This window comes from Emcibacter nanhaiensis, assembly GCF_006385175.1.
Lineage (GTDB): Bacteria > Pseudomonadota > Alphaproteobacteria > Sphingomonadales > Emcibacteraceae > Emcibacter > Emcibacter nanhaiensis.
The window spans coordinates 565290-582172 of the sequence record NZ_VFIY01000018.1; the positions used below are offsets into that span (position 1 = coordinate 565290).

At 54.7% G+C, this 16883-nt stretch carries 22 protein-coding genes; 12 read left to right on the top strand and 10 right to left on the bottom strand.

What is annotated here, in order from left to right; genetic code table 11:
* Window positions 1-28 precede the first annotated feature (28 nt).
* Window positions 29-235: a 30S ribosomal protein S21 gene (gene rpsU, locus FIV46_RS16810; protein WP_139942079.1), complete on the bottom strand. Its 207-nt coding sequence runs from the start codon at window positions 233-235 to the stop codon at window positions 29-31.
* Window positions 236-439: 204 nt separating this feature from the next.
* Here rpsU and FIV46_RS16815 point away from each other — a divergent pair, with 204 nt between their 5' ends.
* Window positions 440-1105 (top strand): COQ9 family protein, encoded by a 666-nt coding sequence (locus tag FIV46_RS16815; protein WP_139942080.1) that lies wholly within the window; start codon window positions 440-442, stop codon window positions 1103-1105.
* Between the two features lie 269 nt (window positions 1106-1374).
* Entirely contained in the window at window positions 1375-1998 is a 624-nt protein-coding gene (locus FIV46_RS16820) for a hypothetical protein (protein WP_139942081.1), read from the top strand.
* Between the two features lie 57 nt (window positions 1999-2055).
* Here FIV46_RS16820 and FIV46_RS16825 read toward each other — a convergent pair whose 3' ends face one another.
* On the bottom strand, window positions 2056-3147 hold the full coding sequence (locus tag FIV46_RS16825; protein ID WP_139942082.1) for a 5-(carboxyamino)imidazole ribonucleotide synthase: 1092 nt from the start codon (window positions 3145-3147) through the stop codon (window positions 2056-2058).
* A gap of 27 nt (window positions 3148-3174) precedes the next feature.
* Window positions 3175-3669: a 5-(carboxyamino)imidazole ribonucleotide mutase gene (purE, locus tag FIV46_RS16830; protein WP_139942083.1), complete on the bottom strand. Its 495-nt coding sequence runs from the start codon at window positions 3667-3669 to the stop codon at window positions 3175-3177.
* A 263-nt stretch (window positions 3670-3932) separates the two neighbouring features.
* Here purE and FIV46_RS16835 point away from each other — a divergent pair, with 263 nt between their 5' ends.
* Entirely contained in the window at window positions 3933-4664 is a 732-nt protein-coding gene (locus FIV46_RS16835) for a GGDEF domain-containing protein (RefSeq protein WP_139942084.1), read from the top strand.
* Window positions 4665-4696: 32 nt separating this feature from the next.
* On the opposite strand, the gene FIV46_RS16840 is transcribed toward FIV46_RS16835, so the two are convergent.
* Window positions 4697-4894, bottom strand: a complete 198-nt coding sequence (locus FIV46_RS16840; RefSeq protein ID WP_139942085.1) for a YdcH family protein — start codon at window positions 4892-4894, stop codon at window positions 4697-4699.
* Between the two features lie 109 nt (window positions 4895-5003).
* Between FIV46_RS16840 and FIV46_RS16845 the strand changes: the two genes are divergently transcribed.
* Together FIV46_RS16845 and FIV46_RS16850 are read left to right on the top strand one after the other, a co-directional pair.
* Entirely contained in the window at window positions 5004-5489 is a 486-nt protein-coding gene (locus FIV46_RS16845; RefSeq protein WP_139942086.1) for a TIGR02444 family protein, read from the top strand.
* A 211-nt stretch (window positions 5490-5700) separates the two neighbouring features.
* Complete coding sequence (locus FIV46_RS16850; RefSeq protein ID WP_139942087.1) at window positions 5701-5868, top strand: YdcH family protein; 168 nt, start codon at window positions 5701-5703, stop codon at window positions 5866-5868.
* Window positions 5869-5936: 68 nt separating this feature from the next.
* On the opposite strand, the gene FIV46_RS16855 is transcribed toward FIV46_RS16850, so the two are convergent.
* On the bottom strand, window positions 5937-6548 hold the full coding sequence (locus tag FIV46_RS16855; protein ID WP_139942088.1) for a DUF1013 domain-containing protein: 612 nt from the start codon (window positions 6546-6548) through the stop codon (window positions 5937-5939).
* A 177-nt stretch (window positions 6549-6725) separates the two neighbouring features.
* Window positions 6726-7103, bottom strand: a complete 378-nt coding sequence (locus tag FIV46_RS16860) for an energy transducer TonB (protein WP_139942089.1) — start codon at window positions 7101-7103, stop codon at window positions 6726-6728.
* A gap of 272 nt (window positions 7104-7375) precedes the next feature.
* On the opposite strand from FIV46_RS16860, the gene FIV46_RS16865 reads away from it, so the two are divergent.
* The 4 genes from FIV46_RS16865 (at window position 7376) to queG (ending at window position 10159) form a co-directional block, all read left to right on the top strand.
* Window positions 7376-7954: a hypothetical protein gene (locus tag FIV46_RS16865; protein ID WP_139942090.1), complete on the top strand. Its 579-nt coding sequence runs from the start codon at window positions 7376-7378 to the stop codon at window positions 7952-7954.
* Window positions 7951-8187 (top strand): DUF3126 family protein, encoded by a 237-nt coding sequence (locus FIV46_RS16870; protein ID WP_139942091.1) that lies wholly within the window; start codon window positions 7951-7953, stop codon window positions 8185-8187. The genes FIV46_RS16865 and FIV46_RS16870 overlap by 4 nt, the downstream gene beginning before the upstream one ends.
* A gap of 185 nt (window positions 8188-8372) precedes the next feature.
* On the top strand, window positions 8373-9044 hold the full coding sequence (locus FIV46_RS16875) for a glutathione S-transferase family protein (protein ID WP_139942092.1): 672 nt from the start codon (window positions 8373-8375) through the stop codon (window positions 9042-9044).
* A 5-nt stretch (window positions 9045-9049) separates the two neighbouring features.
* On the top strand, window positions 9050-10159 hold the full coding sequence (queG, locus tag FIV46_RS16880) for a tRNA epoxyqueuosine(34) reductase QueG (RefSeq protein WP_139942093.1): 1110 nt from the start codon (window positions 9050-9052) through the stop codon (window positions 10157-10159).
* A 50-nt stretch (window positions 10160-10209) separates the two neighbouring features.
* Here the strand turns inward: queG and FIV46_RS16885 are convergent, their stop codons facing one another.
* Window positions 10210-10503, bottom strand: coding sequence for a hypothetical protein (locus FIV46_RS16885; protein ID WP_139942094.1), 294 nt, complete (start codon window positions 10501-10503; stop codon window positions 10210-10212).
* A 101-nt stretch (window positions 10504-10604) separates the two neighbouring features.
* Window positions 10605-11384: a tetratricopeptide repeat protein gene (locus FIV46_RS16890; protein ID WP_139942095.1), complete on the bottom strand. Its 780-nt coding sequence runs from the start codon at window positions 11382-11384 to the stop codon at window positions 10605-10607.
* A 167-nt stretch (window positions 11385-11551) separates the two neighbouring features.
* On the opposite strand from FIV46_RS16890, the gene FIV46_RS16895 reads away from it, so the two are divergent.
* Both FIV46_RS16895 and FIV46_RS16900 read left to right on the top strand, forming a co-directional pair.
* Window positions 11552-12316 carry a hypothetical protein gene (locus FIV46_RS16895; protein ID WP_139942096.1) on the top strand — a complete coding sequence of 255 codons (765 nt, stop codon included), beginning with the start codon at window positions 11552-11554 and terminating at the stop codon, window positions 12314-12316.
* Window positions 12317-12339: 23 nt separating this feature from the next.
* Window positions 12340-13209 (top strand): SDR family oxidoreductase, encoded by an 870-nt coding sequence (locus FIV46_RS16900; RefSeq protein ID WP_139942097.1) that lies wholly within the window; start codon window positions 12340-12342, stop codon window positions 13207-13209.
* 1 nt (window position 13210) lies between these two features.
* Here FIV46_RS16900 and FIV46_RS16905 read toward each other — a convergent pair whose 3' ends face one another.
* Both FIV46_RS16905 and FIV46_RS16910 read right to left on the bottom strand, forming a co-directional pair.
* Complete coding sequence (locus tag FIV46_RS16905; protein WP_139942098.1) at window positions 13211-13870, bottom strand: cyclase family protein; 660 nt, start codon at window positions 13868-13870, stop codon at window positions 13211-13213.
* Between the two features lie 2 nt (window positions 13871-13872).
* Window positions 13873-14634: an alpha/beta hydrolase gene (locus FIV46_RS16910; RefSeq protein ID WP_139942099.1), complete on the bottom strand. Its 762-nt coding sequence runs from the start codon at window positions 14632-14634 to the stop codon at window positions 13873-13875.
* A 188-nt stretch (window positions 14635-14822) separates the two neighbouring features.
* On the opposite strand from FIV46_RS16910, the gene thrS reads away from it, so the two are divergent.
* Window positions 14823-16787, top strand: a complete 1965-nt coding sequence (gene thrS, locus FIV46_RS16915) for a threonine--tRNA ligase (protein ID WP_139942100.1) — start codon at window positions 14823-14825, stop codon at window positions 16785-16787.
* Window positions 16788-16883 lie beyond the last annotated feature (96 nt).

Sequence of the window (16883 nt, forward strand, 5' to 3'; positions counted from 1 at the left end):
CTTTTGATTTTTTATAACGGAACGGCTCTTACAAAGCGCCGTCGCGTTCCATACGTTTACGATCCAGCTTGCGGGCGCGGCGAACAGCAGCAGCAGTTTCGCGAGCTTTCTTTTCAGAAGGCTTCTCGTAGAAACGGCGCATCTTCATTTCGCGATATACACCCTCGCGCTGCAATTTCTTTTTCAGCGCACGAAGAGCCTGATCAACGTTGTTGTCGCGGACGATAACCTGCATGGTTAAGCGTCACACTCCTTTCTATATCAAGTGTTTTTACATCAAAACGGGAGGTTCCCGAATATCCGGGCCCTTCCCACGGTGGTCCTTCTAGCAAAAGAAAGCCCTCCTGTGAAGCTTTTTATCAGCCAACTGTTATCATTATGTGAATATGGGCCCGGTTATTGCTTTACCGGCGGCTTTTGAGGGAGCTATACTGCCGCCATGACACGGAAGAAAAAAATCAAGACCGATATTCCGGACGAGCTTCGCGCCCCACTGCTTGAAGCGGCGTTGGTGCATGTGCCGTTTGATGGCTGGACCGCGGCCACGCTCCGGCAGGCCGCCGCGGACCTGGATATCGACTACGGCCTTGCCCGCCTTGCCTTTCCCGAAGCACCGTCCGACATGATCGATGCCCTCGCGGCCCATTGTGATGCGGAAATGTCATCCGCGGCCAAGCTTCTGGGACTGGACAACATGAAGGTCCGGGAGAAAATCACCACCCTGATCCGGCTCCGACTTGAGGTGGAGCTGCCGCATCGGGAAGCCGCCCGCCGGGCGCTGACCTGGCTGATGCTGCCGCAAAACCAGCCCTTGGCCGTGACACTGTTGAACCGGACCGTGGACCTGATGTGGAAACTGGCGGGCGATACCTCTCGGGATTTCAATTACTACACCAAGCGCCTGACCCTGGCCGGGGTCTACAGCAGCTGCTTCCTCTACTGGCTCGGCGACGAGAGCGAAAGCCAGACCGACACCAAGGCCTTTATCGACCGGCGCATTGAGGATGTCATGAAGATCGAGAAAGGCAAGGCCGAGATCAGGACCTGGACCGATCGGCTGCCAGATCTCTGGCGCGGGCTTGGCAAAATGCGCTACGGGCAGTAGACGTGACGGCAGTCGCGGCTCAATACTTAAGGATACACTTATAGGTAGTATTTTCCCGTGATTTCAAATACTTAATCCGCTAACCCGCCAGTTTTGCACCCTGTAAAGATTCCTGACAAAGAGTCGGGATTCTTTACAAAAAAGCAAAGATTTTGGCCATGGTTAATTTAACAAGTACTTATAATATATGGATATTATGATTCTGGCACGGCATTTGCACATTAGTTGGGCGTAACAATTTTTCAGTTTTGCAAGAAGTAGGTGTCAACATGACCCAGTATATTAAAAAGATTGTACTTTCTCTCGCAGCTATGACTGGCGCAGCTCTACTTTATTCTGCCCCCGCGTCTGCGACTGATTTTACCAACCTCTGCAGCAGCCTGGTTTCAGGCGTCGGCGAAGCCGGCCTCCCCTGTACTGTAGAAGTGCCGGAATTCAACTCTGCGCCATCCGGTAACGACAAGGAAGCTACCGTAGAAGAGGCCCTATCCTACGTCTATGGTGAAATCATCGACGTTACCGAAATGAGCAAAATTCCGGAAGACGGTGAATTTGGCCTCGGCACATTTGGTGACTTCACAATCACCAGTGTCCAGGGTGGACCGGAATATTCCACCATTAATTGGGAGTACACCGGCGCTGCCGGCACAGGTCCGGAATTCGCTACCGTGAAATCCTCAACCGGTTATGCCATCTTCTTCGTCGGCGGCCTGACCAGCGGCAGCCTGTTTACTGACGGTCTGATCACCAACAATGGTAACGGCAAAGCCATCTCTCACCTGACTTTCTGGAATGGCGACACGCCGCAGGTTTCCACACCGGAGATTGCGTCCCTGATGCTGATCGGCCTGGCCAGTGTCGTGGTGGGCACACGGCTCCGCAAAAAAGCCTGATCACAGTCGGGACAGACTGTAAGTTATCAGCCCCGCCTTCTGGCGGGGCTTTTTTATTCAGATATCCAGCTTTTTATCAAGGGGATAGAGCCGCGTGACGTGGCCCATCTTGCGGCCCGGGCGGGCCTCCAGCTTGCCGTAATGGTGCACATTGGCCTCCGGGTCCGCCAGCAGGTGCTCCAGGTCGAGGATTTCATCGCCGATCAGGTTCTTCATCACCGCCTGGCCGTACAGCCGTGTATCACCCAGCGGCAGGCCGCAAATGGCGCGGATATGCTGCTCGAACTGGCTGGTGGGACAGGCCTCGATGCTCCAGTGGCCGGAGTTATGGACCCGGGGGGCGATCTCGTTGACCCGAAGACGCGGTTCGTCGGCTGACACAAACAGTTCCACCGCCAGAACCCCGACATAATTCAGTTCGGTGACGATCTTTTCCGCCAGTTCCACTGCTTCTTCCCGCAGGTCCTGACCGATACGCGCCGGGCAGATAGACACATCCAGAATATGGTTGGTATGGATATTTTCTGCCGGCTGGAAAGCCTTCACTTCCCCGCTCCGGCCACGGGCGACGATAACGGAAATCTCCATGTCAAAATCGACAAAGCCTTCGACGATGATCTTGTCGCTGCCAAGGCTGTCGAACGCCGCAGGGACCTCATCCTCGGAGCGGACGATGGCCTGGCCTTTGCCGTCATAGCCAAACCGCCGGGTTTTAAGCACCGCCGGATAACCGATGTTTTTCAGCGCCTCCAGCGCCTCGTTGGCGGTGCCGACGCCGGCATAGGGCGCCGTGGCGATGCCGAGGGCATTGATGAAGGCTTTTTCCTGCAGGCGGTCCTGGGAGACTTCCAGCACCCGGGCGTCGGGGAAAACGTCGACCTTCTGTGCCAGCCGGCCGACCGTCTCTACCGGAATATTTTCGAATTCATAAGTCACGACATCCACTTCACCGGCAAACCAGTCCAGGCTGTCTTCATCGTCGTAGGACGCCCGGGTCACCAGATCGGTCACCTGGTCGGCGGGAAATTTTGCATCAGGACAATAGATATGTGAGCGGAAGCCGAGCTGGGCCGCGGCCATGGCCAGCATACGGCCAAGCTGTCCGCCACCAAGAATGCCGATTGTCGCGCCGGGAGAAAGAGCTGTCATAATGATGTCTCCAGCAAAAACAACCTGTTAACTGTCTTTAGGTTCAAGAGCAACCGCTTCGGTCTGACGCGCCCGCCAGGCCGCCAGGCTGGAAGCCACGGCCTCATCCATCAGGGCAATAACGGAAGCGGCCAGAAGTCCGGCATTCTTGGCCCCCGCCTTGCCGATCGCCAGGGTCCCCACCGGCACGCCCCCCGGCATCTGGGCGATGGACAGCAGACTATCCATCCCCTTGAGCGCCTTGCTCTCGACCGGCACACCAAACACCGGCAGTGTCGTCATGGATGCTGCCATGCCCGGCAGGTGCGCTGCGCCACCGGCGCCGGCAATGATGACCTTCAGACCGCGCTCGCTGGCGGTGTCCGCATAGTCATAAAGGCGCTTGGGGGTTCTGTGGGCAGAGACGATTTTTGTCTCGAAGGCCACACCGAGCTCCTGCAGCACTTCAACCGCATGTTTCATGGTCTCCCAGTCTGACTGACTGCCCATGATAACGCCCACCACTGGATTCTTGTCACTCATCTCTTGTTACCTTGTGTTTCCGTCCTCAAAAATCGATGGCGGTTAAGGAAAGGTGGCGATTATAACGATACCGCGCGCACAGGCAAGTTTGCATTTTCTCAACGACGGTGCCATAATGTTTTTGTAGGGCAAAATTAACAATCTATTGTGTTAAACAGCAAATTAAAGCACAATATGTTGGCATTCTAAGGGTGTACCGCGTACATTTTTATTTTGCAGTAGACAACACTTATCAGGCCAGATTGTAAAGGGTTGCGTATTTTATGAAGGTTGGCAAGACAGGTTCTGTTGGTAAAAGCGGCCCCGTTCGCCGGAAACCGGCCGTCAAATCCGGCAAGGTCGAAGCGACATCTTCCGTTCGCAGCATCTCGGATACAAGTTCAGTCCTGGGCATCCCTCCGGAAGAAATGACAGAACGCGTTCAACGGGCGATCATGACACTGATGTCGGAAGTGGAAAGCATGCGCCGGGAGCTTGAACTTGCGCACCGCAAAATTTCCGAACTGGAACGACTGGCCGACCAGGATTCCCTGATCAATATTTCCAACCGCCGCGCCTTTGTCCGTGAAATGACCCGGATGATCGCCTATTCGGAACGTTACGGCATCAACAGTTCGCTGATTTACCTGGACCTGAATGACCTGAAAGTCATCAACGACAGCCATGGCCATGCCGCGGGAGATGCGGCCCTGGTCTATCTGGCGGAAACCATGGTCACATGCCTGCGTGATTCCGATATCATCGGACGCCTGGGCGGTGATGAATTCGGCATTATCCTGCCCAAGGCCAGCGAACAGGATGCCATTAAAAAAGCCTCGTTCATCGTCGACAAGGTCAATGAAAGTCCGTTGATCTGGGACGGTCAGGAAATTGCCCTGAATGTGGCCTTTGGCGTCTATTCCCTGAAATCCGGGGAAAGCCCGGACCAGGCCCTGGATGAGGCAGACAAGAAGATGTATGCCCACAAACAGGATCTCAAAAAGGAAAAGGCCTGACTGCACAGAGGCGCTAAGTGCGCCGGCCGCCCTCAGGCAATAATGTCCGGAAGAAGTTCGTTTTCCAGCTTGGCCACCTCATCCTTGAGAAGCAGCTTCTGTTTTTTTAACCGCTGGATCTGCAGCATATCCGCCCGTCCTGTCTCCATCAGTGCCGTAATTGCATCGTCCAGATCCCTATGCTGTATCTTCAGCTCCTGAATCTTTTCACGAATGTCATTTTCATCCATTGACCACTAACCCGAACACCTTGATTGATTGACATGACCCCAGCATGATACCGGTAAAGGTCGAAAATATACCATATTTTTTCAAAATTTTCCTGTATAAAGTGTGCCTATGAAGGAAAATGATTTCTGGGAATACAGCCTCGAGGTATATGGCAACGCCCGAGCAGCCGAAGCCTGCCTCGCGCTCCAGAACAACTGCCAGGCCAACGCCAACCTGCTGCTGTTTTTCACCTGGATTGCCCGTCGGCACGGCCGGTTGATTGACCTGGCAGCCTGCGCCCTGTGTGATCGCTGCATATCCGGAATTGACACCACTATCGTCTCCTCCCTGCGCAGCGCCCGTCAGGCAATTGACAAAATGACGACGGACCCCGCCCTGCAGGAAATCAGGAAAAAAATCCTCGACCTGGAACTGGAAGCGGAAAATCTTGTCCAGAGTCGTCTCTTTGAATTGACGCCGACACTGATTGATCAGTGCCCCGGCTCAAACCTGACAGTAGAGGAAAAAATGAGACACAATCTGGAAACCTATGGGATTTTTTTGAACCGGGCCTTCCCGGAAGATGACGTGAACAGCCTGATCCGTTATGCATGAACCGATTCCCGCCGGACAATGAATGACGATAGGGATCTCTGCTCAATTTCAGAAAAAAATATACAACACCGCCTCACTGTGAAAATTCTTCTAAATCCAAGAAGTTCTATTGTTTGCTGAAGCGATAACAAATCACACTGACGGGTTTTGATGACAAGAATGTGAAAATATGTTCTAATTTTAGTCTTGCCAACAAAAAGGAGATTCTCTGATGCGTGCAGAAGCTCACATTAATGCACTTTCCGAAAAACATGCCCTCTTGGAAAAAAGGATTGATGACGAGGAACACCGCCCGGCCCCGGACGATATTGTGATCCATGAGCTTAAAAGGGAAAAACTCAGGCTAAAGGATGAAATCGAGAGATATCGAAGTTTATAGCATCCCCAAAAAAACAAAGGCCCCGGTTCAGGGGCCTTTTTCATTTTCGATTTCCCCAAAAACCGCACTCAGTCCTCAGGGGTATACTCTTCCGCACCGGTTGCCGGTTCCGGGACATCCTCCTGATCCACAGGCGGCTCTTCCTGCGGGGCATCCTTGGCCAATTTAACCGCAGCTTTCCGCACGGCCGCGTCCAGTTCCGTCTGTTTGCACAGGCCGAGAACCACCGGGTCCACAGGCTTGATGTTGCTGATGTTCCAGTGGGTGCGATCGCGAATGGCCGCAATGGTGGGCTTGGTTGTGCCCACGAGCCGCCCGATCTGGGCGTCAGTCAATTCCGGATGATTACGCAGAAGCCAGGCAATCGCATCCGGCTTGTCCTGGCGCTTGGAAACCGGCGTATAGCGTGCGCCACTGGAACGGGTCTTGGCCGGCACCTTGTCTTCCGTCAGCTGCAGACGTGCGGAAGTGTCAGCCTGGCAGCGCTCAATTTCCTCCCAAGTCAGCTGACCATTGGCAACCGGATCCTGTCCGACGATATTCGTGGCAACCTGTTCGTCCGCAATCCCCTGAACCTCCAGCTCGTGGAGGCCGCAAAACTCTGCGATCTGTCGGAACGACAAAGCTGTATTATCCACTAGCCATACAGCTGTCGCCATAGGCATCAAAGGCTGGTTCATCGATAATCCTTGTATAATTTGATGATTATTATTTTTTTTCAGCAGCAGCATAAGACAGTTTCGTGAAATTGGCAAAGACCTTTCATAATCTTTTTGCCGCCCTGCTTTTCCCCTTGCACCAGCAACAAAAAAGGCGGCCAAAGCCGCCTTTCCTTCTAAATCCAAGAGAGAACTCTGTTACTGGATCGCCCAGGTCAAGGGCAGGACAATTACCAGCTTGTCATCGCCGAGACTTGCCGGCGGTGCAGGCAGCGGGTTGATGCGGCCTACCAGGTTCTCAACTTCCTGATCAAGAATATCATGACCGGTGGACTGAACAAGCTCGTGGCTTGTGATTGCACCTGAACGGTCAAAGGCAATTTTCACTTTGGCCTTGCCTTCAAGTTCGTCTTCCATTGCAGCACGGGGATAAACCTGTTTCTTGGCGACCAGCTTAATCAGTTTAACCTGCCAGTCCTTCAGATCGTTTGCGTTTGCTTCAACTGTTCCAAATGCGCTGAACAACCCCAGTGTCAGCATCAAAGCAATAATTTTCATCAACCTACTCAAAACCATTTTTCAATATCTCCTGCATACTTATTGAAATGCGCTCCCAGAACAACTTTAACTTATTATTACGTCCCCCTCTGGAGCGCCTATGTGAATCAAACTAGCGCAAATTGGTTACTCAATGTTTAAAGCTAGACTTTTATGGTTACGTAAGAATATGTTAACTATAATCCGCAGCCTGATGAGGGAGGCAATTCTTGTCCCTGACGGCCCAAATCATCATTGTGCTGAGCCGGAATTGTTGCCAGAATAGGCGAAATCCCAGCCAGGAGACAGACATGATCAAAAAGCTATGTACGGCAGTAGCACTCTTCTTCCTATTGTCCGGCCTTCCCTTCCTCGCCACGGCAGGAAGCAGCCTTTCCGGCAACCAAATTGAAAAATTCCTCAGCACCTGGGCACCGTTGCAGGAACTCGGGTCGAAATATAGCCTGGACTTCGAGAGTTCAGCCCCGCCGCAGTCGGGCGGGGAAAGTGGTTTTAACCCCTTTATGTCCTCAGTGGCGATGATCCAGGGACACAAGGCTTATGGCGAGTTCCAGGACATCCTCGCCAAGGCGGGCTTTTCCTCACCCGAGGAATGGGCTCTGACGGCCAACCGCGTCATGCAGGCTTATATGGCCGCAACAATTGACAGCAGTGAATTCAGCCAGTCCCGGGAAGAAATTGACCAGGCCATCAAGGATGTGCAGAGCAACCCGCATATTTCCGATGCCCAGAAGCAGGCTATTATTGCCAATCTGCAAACCAGCCTGTCCATGATGACGTCCATGAAAAATATTTCACAGGACGACCTTGATGCTGTAAAACCCTATCTGGGGAAAATTGAACAAACGCTTTCCGAGGAATACAAATGACAAGAACAGAAATGTTACGCCTGCGCAAATATCTCAACGACAAGTTCGAGAGCACCAAATTCACCTTGGAAAAGCCGTCCACCAAGGATGAGGACAGTGTGGAAGTCCAGTATGATGGTGAATTTATCGGCGTTATCTACAGGGATGAAGATGAAGGTGAAGTGTCCTACGCCTTTCAGATGGCCATTCTGGAAATGGACCTGCCCAGCGCAGCCGATGCGTCCCTGATCTGATACGGGAAACAGCGCCAGGTTCAAAAGGCATCCTTCTGGGTGCCTTTTTTTCTTTTACCGGATTTCTCGCACTGGACGACAGTTTGGAAAGCCTGTAATAAATCTCCTTCCGACACAAATTGTACCTGCTTCCAGAGCACCTAAAATGATTTGGGAGTTTCAGACTATTTAAGTAAACTGTCCCCATGTTGACGATCTATCACTATTGGTTCTGTCCCTTTTCCCGCAAAACCCGCATTGCCCTGCAGGAAAAGAAAGTTGACTTCGAGATGAAGCTGGAACTTCCGTGGCAGCGGCGGCCCGAGTTCCTGGCCCTGAACCCTGCCGGAAACGTCCCCGTCCTTGTCAAAGATGAGCCCCGGCAGGCCGTCAGCGGCCCCTACGCCATCATGGAATTCCTGGAGGAACAATATCCGGCCCCCAACCTGATCGGCGACACAATCGAGGGACGGGCGGAAACAAGGCGCCTGGTGGAGTGGTTCGATGATAAATTTTACCGGGAAGTGACGTCGCTGATTATCAACGAAAAGATCATGAAGTCTTTTCTCAAACGGGGCACGCCGGAAGCCGCAAACATCCGTTATGCCGGACAGAATATTAAGCACCACCTGAAATATATCGAATATCTGACCGATCGGCGCAACTGGCTGGCCGGGGATAATTTCACCCTAGCCGACATTTCGGCTGCGGCGCATCTGTCCTGCATCGATTATCTGGGCGATGTGCCCTGGCAGAATTTTGAAAAAGCCAAGGACTGGTACGCCCGCATCAAGTCACGGCCCAGTTTCCAGGCCATCCTGCAGGATAAAATCGCCGGACTGACGCCTGCAGCCCATTACCGCGACCTGGATTTCTAAACAATATGGAGCAGCCGGAAAGCCACATTTCCAGGTTAGCCCGCGACGCCGGATTCGACACCGTCGCCATTACCACCCCCGACGGCATGGCCCGGGCGGCCGGACATTTCGACCAGTTCCTGAAAGCCGGCCGTCATGGGGTTATGGCCTGGATGGCGGACAAGGCGGACCGGCGGAAATCGCCCCTGACGCTGTGGCCTGATGTACGCTCGATCATCATGCTGGGCATGAATTACGGGCCGGCTCATGACCCCCTGGAACGGCTGGACAGGCGGGAAACAGGAAATATCTCTGTTTACGCCAAGGGCCACGATTATCACGATATCATCAAAAAAAAACTGAAACAGGTCGCCCGCCAGATCCATCGGACCTATGACGCGGAAGTAAAGGTCTTTGTCGACACGGCGCCGGTGCTGGAAAAGCCACTGGCGGCAAAAGCCGGACTGGGCTGGCAGGGCAAACATACCAATTTGGTGAGCCGCAGCCACGGCTCCTGGCTGTTCCTCGGCAGCATTTTCACGACCCTGGATCTGAAAGCAGACAATCCTGAAAAGGATCACTGCGGATCCTGTCGGAATTGCCTGGATAGTTGCCCGACCGGGGCTTTTCCCGCCCCCTACCAGCTGGATGCGCGGCGCTGTATTTCCTATCTGACCATCGAATACAAAGGCCATATCCCGGCGGAGTTCCGGGAAGCCATGGGTAATCGGATCTATGGCTGCGATGACTGCCTGGCCGTCTGTCCCTGGAATAAATTTGCCCGGCGCGCCCGGGAAAACCGGCTGTTCCCACGGCCCGAACTGGAGGCCCCGGACCTGGCTGACCTGGTGGAACTGGAGGATCAGGATTTCAGGGAAATCTTCTCCGGCTCACCGATCAAACGTATCGGTCGCGACTATTTTATCCGCAACGTGCTGATCGCCATCGGCAACAGTGGCAACAGCGCCTGTCTGCCGCAGATTGAAAGGAAACTTGCCGAACAGAATGCCGTCATACGCTCCGCCGCGGTCTGGGCCTTGCGGCGCCTGGCAGAAGAAGAAACCTTTGCTGCCTTGAGACAGCAATATATGGACCGGGAAGAGGACGGGATTGTCCGGGAGGAATGGCAAAAATAAAAAGGGAGCCTCGGTCGGCTCCCTCGAAACTTCGATCAAGTGAAGCTGACTTATTCGTCATCACCTTCTTTTTTCATCTCTTTTTTCATCTTTTCTTTTTCAGCCTTGACCTTTTCCTGTTCGGTCTTCATTTCCTTTTTCTCGGCCTTGACCTTTTCTTTTTCAGTCATCATTTCCTGATGCTGGGCCTTCATTTCTTCTTTTTTCTGCATCATTTCGGTTTTGACTTCCTGGCCCTTGTTCTCGGGCTTCTTGGAGCTGTCAGCCATGGCATAACCGGCAACTGACAGGGAAAAACCAACGGCAACGGCAGATGAAATAAGAGATGTGGCAATGTTCTTCATGATATCCTCCAAAATAACTGTAAATCAGTCCTTTAATTAGAATGCCATGATATGATCCAGCACAACTATGTTTGAAATAAGGCAGGCGGGCCGATCGCCCGTCAGTCCGCCGCCATCAGGTCCAGGTTTTCCTTTGCCGTTGCGGCATATTCACTATCCGGATAGAGCTCGAGCACTTTTTTCCACTCCTGGCCGGCCTTGAGCTTTTCTCCCGTCACCCGATAGAGAATACCGCTTTCCAGCAACACATCCGGATCATCGCGATCCAGATCCAGCGCCGCCGATATATCCAGGCGGGCAGCCGCGTAGTTCTTCTTGTAGCGGAAAACCTTGGCCCGCAAAAAATATCCCTCGATCTCTGCCGGCGCCAGCTCTATGGCCCGGGTCAGGTCCTGGATGGCGGCCTGATGTTCACGCCTGAGCGACTGAATCCTGCCACGTTCCAGATAGATATCCCTGATCAGCGCCTCGTCCTCACCGGCCGCCAGCAGGGCGGAACTGAGAGCCGAATAGGCCTTGTCCAGTTCATTCGCCCGCTGCCAGGCCAGGGCCGCCTGGCTGTACAAGTCTGTCCGCAGCTTGCGCCGGTTGGCCTGGGCATAGTCACCGAGCCCGTCACCGGTCAGGATATTATCCGCTTCCCGTTCAAGCAGCTCCGCCGCCTCAGCGGACCGGTCAAGAGCCAGGAGGGCCAGGGCCTCGCAATGACGGGCAGCCGACAGGCCCTGTCGCTCGACATTCCACTCCCTGGCAAAGGACAAGGCCTCTTGCGGCTTGTCCTCCACAAGCCGAAGACAAGCCCCGTAACGCTGGGCGTCCAGCTCTTCCGGGTTTGCGGCTTCATCGGTTTGCGCAAGTGCTGACTGGACGCCACCTGTCATAAAATGGCATATTATAAATATTACGATATTTAAAAGTATGTATCTAAGTTCGAGTCTTGTTTCTGCCATAAAAATAAACCAACTTTCCGGTCAGCATCATGTTCTGTCGGGGATACTACAGGCCGCCTGCTCTGCGGACAAGCCTGGTCACAATAGAGGAAAAGATCATGAACCGTACAACAAATCCTGCATCCTTTTTTCGTTTTTTAATACCAGCCGTCCTGGCTTTTAACCTGACTGCCGCGGCTTATGCCCAGTCCGCCCCGGGACAGATTGCCATTGCCCAGGAACCTGTTTTTCAGGACAGCATCACCCTCGAGCTGGCCACAGAAGAGTGGCTGACAACCGCGACGGCAAAGGTCTACCTGCAAATTGTGGCGGTTTTTGACCAGAAGCAAAGCGGCGCCGTCCGGCAGAAAGTCCTGGCCGAACTGGCAAAGGTCGCCCCCGGCACCGAATGGAAATTCACCGGCTTCAACCGCCGGGAGGGATCCGCCGGCTATGAACAATGGACCATAAACGCGGAAAGCCGGATAGCCGACACCGGCATCGACGGGCTGCGGGACAAGCTGAAAAGAGCGAGCCGCACCGGCTTCGAGGTGGAGCTGCAGAATGTCTCCTACGCCCCCAGTGAAGAGGAAAAACAGGATCACTATCGCCTGCTACGGAGAAATATCTATCAAATGGCGCAAAAGGAACTCGCCAATCTCAATGACCTGTTTCCCAAGCGCAAATACCGTATTACGGAACTGACTTTCTCCCCCTCCGCCCTGCAGTACCAGCGCGCCCAGGCCAAGACCCTTGATGACAAAGTCCTTGAAACCTATCGGGTAAACCGGGATAGTGGCGGCCAGCAGATGAACGTCTCCCAGTTGGTCCGGCTACATGCCACCCTGATCCTGGGAACGACGTTCCTGCCGACCAAGCAATAGGTTCAAACCACAAGCGAACTTTGATGACTAAAAAGCTTTTCTGCTTCGGCCTGGGGTACACAGCCCGGGCCCTGACTTCTCGACTTGCCAGTGATGCTGACTGGATTATTGCCGGCACCTGCCGAAGCCCTGACAGGCAAAAGGAGCTGATAGTTCAAGGCATCGAAGCCCACGTTTTCAACGGCACTGCTCCGCTTGCAGAGGCCGCTGAAATCCTGTCAGACGTCACCCATCTTCTGATTTCCACGCCGCCGGAAGAATTGACCGGCGATCCGGTCCTGGCCAGTCATGCACAGGACATAGCCAAACTGAAAAACCTGCAATGGGTCGGCTATCTGTCCACCACCGGTGTTTACGGCGACCATAACGGCGGCTGGGTTGATGACGACACGCCGGAAACGCCGAGCTCCCGGCGCGGCGAACTTCGCCTCGAGGCCGAGAAGGGCTGGCTTGAGCTCCTGGAACAGGCAGATCTTACTGTCCATTTGTTCCGGCTCGGCAGTATCTATGGTCCCGGCCGCGGACAATATGAAAGTCTTAAATCCGGCCGCACCCAGAAGATTGTCAAAAAGAACCAGTATTTCAGCCGCATCCACGTGGAGGATATCGTGCAGGTGCTGCTGGCCTCCATGGACCATCCCAATCCGGGCTGCAGCTACAATGTGGTCGACGACCTGCCGGCCCCGCCCGATGAAGTGATCGACTATGTCTGCGACCTGATGTCCCTGCCCCGCCTGCCGGAGGTGGGTTTCGATACGGCGGAGCTGTCGCCGCTGATGCGCAGTTTCTACAGCGAAAGCAAGCGGGTCCGCAACGACCGCATCAAATCGGAACTGGGGGTTAAACTGAATTATCCCACTTATCGCGAGGGCTTTGCCGCCCTGGTTGGATAGCTCAATCGGTCAGGGCGAAGGCCCGGACCGGAAAAGTGCCCATCCCTCTGATCTTGACCGGCACGGCGAAAAAGCGAAAGCCACTGTCGGGGAGCTGATCGAGCCCGGTCATATGTTCAACAATGGTGATTTCCGCCCCGAGCAGGGTGGAATGCACCGGCCGGGAACCTCCGCGAACATCATCGATATTATAGCTGTCAATCCCCACCAGCACCGCCCCGTTGTCCCTGAGCCAGACGGCGGCGTCTTCGGTCAGGAAATTATGTCCTTCGAAATAGGCATCCGTGCCCCAGTGGCGCGACCAGCCGGTATGCACCAGTACAGCCTTGCCCGCCACGTCCAGTCCCCGGAAGTGGGTGTCATTAATGGCCATTGCTTCCTCATCAACCCGGACGACCACCGCCTCCAGATCGGCAAGACGCTCCAGGTCCAGTTCGGACAGATCCCTGCCGTCCGAATAGCGGTGAAACGGGCTGTCCAGGTAGGTGCCGGTATTGGCCACCATCTTGATCTCGCCGATATGGAATTCGGTACCCTCGTCATAATGCCCGCGGGAATCCCCGCGGCTGAGGAAATCACAGATCAATGGCGCCGGCAGCCCCTTGTAGGTGATCATACCGTCTTCAACCGTATGGCTCAGATCGATCAGTTTCTTGGTCATGGCTAATCCTCCAGCAAGGCATCCAGGGTGTCGCACAAACGCTTCAGGTCCCGATCCGAAGACAGGCGGTGATCACCATTTTTGACATAGGAGATTTCCACATCCTCCGACGCCAGCGCGGCACAAATCCGTTGCGACCACTCATACGGCACATCCTCGTCCTTCATGCCGTGCAGCAGCCGCACCGGGCACACGAGGTCGATGGTGCCGCCAAGCAGAAGGTGACTGTCCCCTTCCTCGATCAGGCGGTAACTGATGGCATAGGGTTCGTCACTATACTGGCTTGGTTCATAATAGACTCCGTCGCGCTTCAGTTTTTCCTGGATTTCCGGTGAATAGCTCTCCCACATCAGCTCCCGGGTAAAATCCGGCGCCGGGGCTATGCCGATGAAGGCGGACAGGCGATCCCTGACCTCCAGACCGACCAGCAGGCCGATCCAGCCGCCCATGCTGGAGCCGATGATCACGACCGGCCCTTCGGTCAGGCGCTCCACCACCGCCAGGGCGTCTTCCTTCCAGTCACCGATGGTACCGTCCCTGAATTCCCCCGAAGAGGAGCCGTGCCCGGAATAATCAAAGCGGATATAGGCCTGGCCGCGGGCCCGGCAATGGTCCTCCAGCGCCAGGGCCTTGCTGCCTTCCATATCGGACATGAAACCGCCGAAAAAAATCACCGTCGGGCTTTTGCCTTCCGTCTTGTGATAGGCGATTCTCCGACCGTTTTCCAGGAACAGGAAGTCTGGCGCGTCAGTCTCTGTGATCATGAAATATCCCCGGCATCTTTGAAAGCTAATTTTACTATAAATCCTCGTAGCAGATTGAAAAACGCTTTTTAAGCTTTATTTACCCCCTGTAACCCCATGTAAGCTTGACTTGCGCGGAAATCCCGATAAGTTCCCCAAGGATAAGACAACCCATTGATTTAACACTTGAGACAGACGGCCAGAAGATCATGACTAAACAAGTTTCCCTCACCCTGCCCGACGGCAGCATCCGCACCTTTGACGGTCCGGTGACGGGACAGACCCTGGCTGAGGATATCGGACCCGGCCTGGCCAAGGCGGCCCTGGCCGTTGTGGTCAATGGCGAACAATGGGACCTGACCCGTGAAATCGAAAGCGATTCCAACGTCTCCATCATCACCCGCAAGGATGAGGCGGCCCTGGAACTGCTACGCCATGACGCCGCCCACATCATGGCCGAAGCGGTAAAGGAGCTCTACCCCGACACCCAGGTCACCATCGGCCCGGCGATCGAGGACGGATTCTATTATGACTTCGCCCGCAAGACTCCGTTTACGCCCGAGGACCTGGAAAAGATCGAGGCCCGGATGAAGGAAATCGTCGAGCGCGACGAGGAAATCATCCGCGAGGTCTGGGACCGGGACGAGGCGGTGAAATTCTTCCGCGACATGGGCGAGGAATATAAAGCGGAAATCATCGAGGATATTCCGTCCGACCAGCCGATCACCCTGTACCGCCAGGGCGATTTCATCGACCTGTGCCGCGGGCCGCACCTGCCCAGCACCAAGAAGCTGGGCGATGCCTTCAAGCTGATGAAGGTGGCTGGCGCCTACTGGCGCGGCGACAGCCGCAATGAAATGCTGACCCGTGTCTATGGTACCGCCTGGCGCGACAAGAAGGAACTCAAGGCCTATCTGCACCGCCTGGAGGAAGCCGAGAAACGCGACCATCGCAAGATCGGCCGTGAAATGGACCTGTTCCACATGCAGGAAGAGGCACAGGGCTCCGTCTTCTGGCACGCCAAGGGCTTCAAGATCTGGATCGAGCTGGAACGTTATATCCGCGCCCGCCTGGCCGAGGACGGCTACGAGGAAATCAAGACGCCGCAGCTGATGGACTCCAAACTGTGGGAACAGTCCGGCCACTGGGGCAAGTTCCGCGAGAATATGTTTGTGGTGCCGGACATGGTGCCGACCGCGGAGGGCGACATCGAGGTTCCGCGGGATGCCCGCATGATGGCGCTCAAGCCCATGAACTGCCCGGCCCATATCCAGGTCTTCAAACAAGGCATCAAGAGCTACCGCGACCTGCCGATCCGCATGTCAGAATTCGGCTGTTGCCACCGCAACGAAGCCCACGGCGCCCTGCACGGCCTGATGCGCGTGCGCCAGATGACCCAGGATGATGCCCATATCTTCTGCCGGGAAGACCAGATTACCGACGAGACCAAGCGGTTCCTGGCCCTGTTTGCCAAGGTTTATGAAGACATGGGCCTGACGGATATTAAATACAAGCTGGCGACCCGGCCGGAAATGCGGGCCGGGGACGACGCAACATGGGACCGGGCAGAAAAGTCCCTGGCCGATGCGCTCACCGCCAGCGGCCTTGACTTTGAATATGCGGAAGGCGAAGGCGCCTTCTATGGCCCGAAACTGGAATTCCACCTGACCGACGCCATCGGCCGGACCTGGCAGTGCGGCACCTTCCAGCTGGACTATGTGCTGCCGGAACGGCTCGACGCCACCTATATCGGCCAGGACGGGGAAAAGCATCGCCCGGTCATGCTGCATCGTGCGGTCTTCGGCACCTTCGAGCGGTTTATCGGCATTCTGATCGAACATTATGCCGGTCGCTTCCCGCTGTGGCTGGCCCCGACCCAGGTCGTGGTCACCGGCATTACCTCCGACCAGGATGACCATGTAAAAGCCGTTCACCAGCAGCTTGTTGACGCCGGCCTCAGGGCGGAGTTCGATTTGCGCAACGAAAAAATCAATTACAAAGTGCGGGAGCATTCCCACGCCAAGGTGCCCGCCATATTTGTAATCGGCGCCCGGGAAGCCGAACAAAATACGGTCACAGTCCGGCGTTTGGGGTCCCAAAAGCAGGAAACCCTTGATTTAACTGACGCAATCCATAAACTTAAGGAAGAATCTGTTCCCCCGGACCTGAGGTGAATGGTTACACTAATTTCACCTTTGGACCGTATAAAACGGACGGCAAATTATTTTTAATAACCAGCGATGAACGATCGCAGGAGGAAACTATAGCTA